Here is a 6,315-nt window from a genome sequence, read left to right on the forward strand (position 1 = left end):
TGGGCCTTGAGTTCCTTGCGGGCCTTGAATTCCTTGTGGACCTTGAATTCCTTGTGGACCTGTCGCTCCGGTTGCTCCTGTAGCTCCCGTTGGACCTTGAATTCCTTGCGGGCCTTGAATTCCTTGTGGACCTTGAATCCCTTGTGGACCTGTAGCTCCCGTTGCTCCTGTAGCTCCCGTTGGACCTTGAATTCCTTGCGGGCCTTGAATTCCTTGTGGGCCTTGTGGGCCGGTCGGACCTATGTCACCTTGCGGACCTTGGATTCCCTGTGGGCCTTGTGCTCCGGTTGCCCCCGTCGTTCCTTGGATTCCTTGAGGACCTTGTGGACCTTGAATTCCTTGTGGGCCGGTTGGACCTATGTCGCCTTGTGGGCCTTGAATTCCTTGGGGACCTTGTGCTCCGGTTGCCCCCGTTACTCCTTGTATTCCTTGTGGACCTTGAATACCCTGTGGACCGGTTGGACCTATCTCTCCTTGAACACCTTGGATTCCTTGTGGACCCTGTAAACCCGTCACTCCGGTTGCTCCCGTTGCTCCTGTTGCTCCTGTTGCTCCTGTCACTCCAGTTGAGCCTGTCGCCCCGGTATCTCCTGTTACTCCTGTCGCACCTGTTGCTCCTGTCGGGCCAGGTGGTCCACCTGATGGACCTGTCACTCCTGCCGGACCTGATGGCCCCGTTGGGCCGGTCGGTCCTGCTGGGCCTCCTGACGGGCCAGTCACCCCTGTTGGACCGGTTACTCCTGTTGGACCGGTAGTTCCTTCTCCCGTCGCTCCGGTTGCCCCCGTATCTCCTGTTGCTCCCGTCGGACCTTGCACTCCTTGAATTCCTTGTGGTCCTTGCACTCCTTGTGCACCTGTTGCTCCTTGAATCCCTTGTATTCCCTGCACTCCTTGTGCGCCCATCGGACCTGTTGGACCAATCGCCCCTTGTATTCCTTGCACTCCTTGGGGCCCCTCTGGACCGGTTGCTCCTATTTCCCCTTGTATCCCTTGAATTCCAGTTGCTCCTTGTGCTCCAGTTGCTCCCGTTATCCCTTGCACACCTTGTATTCCCTGTATTCCTTGTGGACCTTGTGGGCCGGTTGCTCCTTGCACTCCTTGAATGCCTTGTATCCCTTGAGGACCCTCAGGACCCGTTGCTCCAACTGGCCCTGGCACACCTTGTATTCCTTGCGGGCCCTGAAGTCCCTCTGGGCCTTCTGGACCTGTTGGACCTATCTCTCCTTGTATCCCTTGGATTCCAGTTGGACCTTGTGGCCCAGTCGGACCTATGTCACCTTGCGGACCTTGGATTCCCTGTGGGCCTTGTGCTCCTGTTCCCCCTGTCGCTCCTTGGATTCCTTGAGAACCTTGTGGGCCTTGAATTCCTTGTGGGCCTGTTGGACCTATGTCGCCTTGTGGGCCTTGAATCCCTTGCGGACCTTGATCTCCAGTGGCCCCCGTTACTCCTTGAATTCCTTGGGGACCTTGAACACCTTGGGGACCCGTCGGACCTATCTCTCCCTGCACACCTTGGATTCCTTGCGGACCTTGTAAACCCGTCACTCCGGTTGCTCCCGTTTCTCCTGTCGCTCCTGTCACTCCAGTTGAGCCCGTCGCCCCGGTATCCCCTGTTACTCCTGTCGCCCCAGTTGCTCCTGTCGGGCCAGGTGGTCCACCCGATGGACCAGTCACTCCCGCCGGACCTGATGGCCCCGTTGGGCCGGTCGGTCCTGCTGGTCCTCCAGATGGTCCTGTTACCCCTGTCGGACCAGTTACTCCTGTTGGGCCTGTAGTGCCTTCTCCTGTCGCCCCAGTTGCTCCCGTATCTCCTGTTGCACCCGTCGGACCTTGAATTCCTTGTATTCCTTGAGCACCTTGCACTCCTTGTGCACCTGTTGGGCCTTGAATCCCTTGTATTCCTTGCACTCCTTGTGCGCCCATTGGACCTGTTGGACCAATCGCCCCTTGAGCACCTTGCACTCCTTGGGGACCCTCTGGACCCGTTGCTCCTATTTCTCCTTGTATACCTTGAATTCCAGTTGCTCCTTGTACTCCTGTTGCTCCCGTTATCCCTTGCACACCTTGAATTCCCTGAATTCCTTGGGGACCTTGTGAGCCTGTTGCTCCTACCGGTCCTTGAATTCCTTGTATCCCCTGTGGCCCCTCTGGACCCGTTGCTCCAGCTGGCCCCGGTACTCCTTGTATTCCTTGCGGGCCCTGAAGTCCCTCTGGGCCTTCTGGACCTGTTGGTCCTATATCGCCCATTGGACCTTGTATCCCTTGAACTCCTTGTGGTCCTGTTGCTCCTGATGGCCCTGGTACTCCTTGTATTCCTTGTGGACCTTGATCTCCTGTTGCTCCTGTGGCCCCTTGAGGACCTATAGCCCCCTGTATCCCTTGCGGACCTTGATCTCCTGTTGCTCCCGTTATCCCTTGAATACCTTGAACTCCTTGAATTCCTTGTTCACCAGTTACTCCCGTCGGACCAGGAATACCTTGAATCCCCTGCGGTCCTTCTGAACCTGTTGGGCCAATTGGCCCTTGAATTCCTTGTATTCCTTGCAAGCCCTGTGCTCCCGTACTTCCAGTCGGACCTGTAGTTCCCGTTGCTCCTGTTACCCCTGTACTTCCTGTAGCCCCAGTACTCCCCGTTGCTCCAGTCGCACCTGTACTTCCACTCGGTCCGCCACCCGGACCTGTCGCACCAGTTGGCCCTGTCGGACCAGGAGGTCCTCCAGATGGTCCAGTTATTCCAGTTGGACCTGTTATTCCAGTCGGTCCTGTTATTCCTTGACCAGTTGCTCCAGTCGCTCCGGTTGCACCTGTATTTCCACTCGGTCCTTGTGTTCCTTGTATCCCTTGTGCTCCTTGTATTCCTTGTGGACCAGTTGCACCCGGTAACCCTTGGACGCCTTGAATTCCTTGAGGTCCCTCAGGTCCCGTCGCTCCAATTGGCCCCTGTAATCCCTGTATCCCCTGTATACCTTGTGCCCCAGTCGCTCCCGTTGGACCAATCGGACCTTGTAACCCTTGCACACCTTGAGGTCCTGTCGCTCCAGTTTCTCCTTGTGGTCCTCTCAATCCTTGTGGCCCCTGCTGTCCTTCTGGTCCAGTTGCACCTATTGGCCCAACTGATCCTTGTATCCCTTGCACACCTTGAGGTCCTGTCGGGCCCATCTCCCCCATCGGACCTTGTAATCCTCTTGGTCCTTGAGGTCCTGTTGGGCCTTGTGGACCAGTTGGACCAGTAATCCCTATACCTGTAAATCCAGTTGGAACAGGGGGGAAAGTAGGCCCAATAAGTTCGGGTGGAATTCTAAAATTAGAGCTTAACGAATTTTGCTTCCGATTATTATCACGATTCTTCACACTTTCACCACCTACAAACCGTCTTTTTCATAATAAATAAGCCTCTTCTTAATCTATTTACAAAAATAATTTCCAAGACTATTTTTATTTTAAATAATAAAAACTCCCTTAATGCCTTAAGGGAGTCCTGCAATTGAATCCATATTATCTGTATTAGGGACAGCTTGTGCTATACCCGATGCATTTACACTTTGCCCCATATTTGTTCCTGTTACAGTACCAGCAGGAGTGCCTCTTGTATATGTTGTTGTGACAGAATCTCCTGGTTGTAAACAAAGCTTTGTCTCCGTCCCTATTACTGTAACAACATCAATCCAAGTGCATCCCATCGAACCACTATATGATTTCGAAGCAGTAAATGAAGTATCACTCAAATTATCACCGGTAAATATATTTCCAGTATTATTAACAATAACAAATTCTTTTATATGCGCAGGCATAATTACACTCTACCTTTCCTTTATGAACCTAACGTACGTGTACTAGTTGCCAAAGGCGGAAGAAATACCGATGTTCTAATCACCGCTTCTGGCTGCCTTTTTCCATTTAAAAAAATAGCCGCACTCGATCCTCCAGCACCTGCATATACTTTTGCCACAGCTAAAGGCGAGATATCATAACAGTCACCGACATTAACAGCGCCTGTATTATTAATAATTTTCACTTTACGCAAATTAATTCCCATTTCCCCCTCCTCCTTTTTTATACTGTATGCAAAAGAAAAAAACTTGAAACAGACTCGTTTCAAGTTTTTAACTATTAACTATTTCGTTTCACCTTCATATTGAAGCATACCGCCAACCATGTTCACTGTTTTAAACCCTTGCTCATTTAAATAATGACATACATTTTCACTGCGCATTCCTGAACGACAAATAAAGATATATTCATTCTCTTTATTAAAGAAATCTACTTTATGTGGGATATCGCCCATTTTAATATGTACAGCTTCTGGAATCTTTCCTGCCGCTACTTCTTCATCTTCTCTTACGTCTACTAGAAATAACGTTTCTCCATTTTCTAAACGCTCTTGTACCTCTTCTGTAGTAATTGTTTTAACTTCTGTCATATGTAGTTCCTCCTTATATACAATAAAACCTTTAGTTTCTTTTTCACAAACATTCTCTACCAATTTTAGCACGCAAAAGAAAGAACGCAAAGAATCGAAAAACTATTTCTCAATTTTCTCGCAAAACTTATTCTTTACAAACATAACTCTTGCATTGTATCCTCAATATACTTGTCTTATGAAAGGAGCCAATGAAAATGACACTTTCCCTTTTCATAATGGGCATCATTTTCTTAATCGCTGCAATTATTACTCTTAGTATGAAAAATACTAAAAAAATAAAATCACCCCAAGAAATGTCATTCTTATTTCTATTGCTTAGTATCGCATTCTTCGGTATAGCAATTGCCACATATATTTTCCGTCTACAAATCATGTGAAAAAAGGTGCCTACTACAAACATTGCACCTTTTCCCCATCATTTGTCTTCTAAACAAAACTAGATACTTTCCGATTTAAAAATTCATAAACTTTCTTTTCAAATAAATGAATATCAAATGCTCCCGCCATATGCCCATTTATACTTTCTATCTCATACACTTCCGCATACTTCCCTTGTTTTTGCAAAATATCTACCATTTTATAGTTGTAACGAGACGGCTGAAGCAAATCTTGTTTACATGGAATCATAAGTACATTCGCTTCTATGTTAGAAAGAGATTCTTCTAGTGAAGAAAACCCATGTGCAATATCATGCAATAAAACTGCCTTTGCAGTATACATCCATGAATTTGCATCTACTAACTCTATACTTGTATATGTCGCTTTATTTATTTCTTTTTCAAATGATGTTAGTGTAGAAAACTTTTCATAAGGTTCTACCTCTATACTGTTACGAGGAAATGCCATTTCATAAAAATACTCATCAAACGCGTTCATAAACATCATTCTATTTGCTAAATGAAGCCCCTTTATCGGCTGCTCTTCTCCATATTTTCCATCTTTCCAACTTGGATCCAGTTGAATTGCTTCAATCGCATTTTGCGCTACATTTACTGACGTAATAATTGGATTTTGTGGGTTCGTAATAACGCCAATCATCCGCTCTACCATATGTGGATAGTGAACCGCCCATTGTTGTGCAATCATTCCCCCTGCCGACGGTCCAATTACAGCGTGTAACCTTGAAATTCCCATACCTTTTATTAACTCATATTGCATACGAGCTACATCAAGAAATGTAAAAACCGGAAAATCCATAGCATATTCTTCTCCAGTTTCTGGATTAATCGATTTCGGTCCTGTTGTAATCACATATGGATTTCTCACCTGCACATTACAAAGATTATCTGTACATATAACAAAATACTTATTTGTATCAATTGCTTTTCCAGCTCCAATGAGCCCATCCCACCAACCAGACTCCTCATCATGCACTGTATATTTTCCTGCCGCATGACTTGTTGCACTAAAATAATGACAAACCAAAATCACATTTGACCTTTCTCTATTTAAAGTGCCATATGTCTCGTATCCCATTTGAACAGGAATTTCCCTGCCATTTTCAAACGTAAACTCTTTTAAAACAAACTTCTCCTTTTTTACAATTTGCACAGACTCTTCCTCTCCCCGTTATAGTATGAACTGCTTACTAAAGATTTTTTTCTATGCAAACTAATCTCCTTCTTCTTTTCATAAATAAATGAATAATATACAAAATTAGCCACAAAATAGCACTATATTACAAGATTAAAGAGGGCATACACATGATTTGGAATTGGCTACGTAAGAAAAAAAAATCAAATAAACTAGAAGCAAACGAAACAGATAATCAGGAGCAGCATTCTAACAATGAAGAGGATGATAACAAAGAACAGACTAGAAGTATGAAACATAATAAAGGTAAAAATAACGAGCAAAAAGATTCTTCTCAGGATAAGCAACAAAGTGCTAAA

Annotated in this window: 7 protein-coding genes; 2 read left to right on the forward strand and 5 right to left on the reverse strand. The window is 46.1% G+C overall.

Going from position 1 to position 6,315, the window contains the following annotated elements; translation table 11 throughout:
• The 4 genes from DN404_RS28430 to DN404_RS28445 all read right to left on the reverse strand — a co-directional run.
• On the reverse strand, positions 1 to 3,351 hold a 3,351-nt coding region (locus DN404_RS28430; protein ID WP_149215752.1), incomplete at its 3' end, for a BclA-related collagen-like exosporium protein.
• Between the two features lie 116 nt (positions 3,352 to 3,467).
• Entirely contained in the window at positions 3,468 to 3,791 is a 324-nt protein-coding gene (locus DN404_RS28435; protein ID WP_001110852.1) for a hypothetical protein, read from the reverse strand.
• A gap of 20 nt (positions 3,792 to 3,811) precedes the next feature.
• Positions 3,812 to 4,036, reverse strand: a complete 225-nt coding sequence (locus DN404_RS28440; RefSeq protein ID WP_000512463.1) for a spore germination protein — start codon at positions 4,034 to 4,036, stop codon at positions 3,812 to 3,814.
• 78 nt (positions 4,037 to 4,114) lie between these two features.
• The gene (locus DN404_RS28445) at positions 4,115 to 4,420 is read right to left on the reverse strand and encodes a rhodanese-like domain-containing protein (protein ID WP_000141207.1); all 306 of its coding nucleotides are present in this window, start codon (positions 4,418 to 4,420) and stop codon (positions 4,115 to 4,117) included.
• A gap of 197 nt (positions 4,421 to 4,617) precedes the next feature.
• On the opposite strand from DN404_RS28445, the gene DN404_RS28450 reads away from it, so the two are divergent.
• Positions 4,618 to 4,800, forward strand: a complete 183-nt coding sequence (locus tag DN404_RS28450; protein WP_000175905.1) for a hypothetical protein — start codon at positions 4,618 to 4,620, stop codon at positions 4,798 to 4,800.
• 49 nt (positions 4,801 to 4,849) lie between these two features.
• On the opposite strand, the gene DN404_RS28455 is transcribed toward DN404_RS28450, so the two are convergent.
• Entirely contained in the window at positions 4,850 to 5,974 is a 1,125-nt protein-coding gene (locus tag DN404_RS28455) for a homoserine O-acetyltransferase family protein (protein ID WP_006924874.1), read from the reverse strand.
• A 152-nt stretch (positions 5,975 to 6,126) separates the two neighbouring features.
• On the opposite strand from DN404_RS28455, the gene DN404_RS28460 reads away from it, so the two are divergent.
• Positions 6,127 to 6,315, forward strand: a 189-nt coding sequence (locus DN404_RS28460) for a hypothetical protein (protein WP_149215753.1), incomplete at its 3' end; no start/stop codon positions are given.

The sequence above is a fragment of the Bacillus sp. TE8-1 genome (assembly GCF_008368855.1).
Lineage (GTDB): Bacteria > Bacillota > Bacilli > Bacillales > Bacillaceae_G > Bacillus_A > Bacillus_A cereus.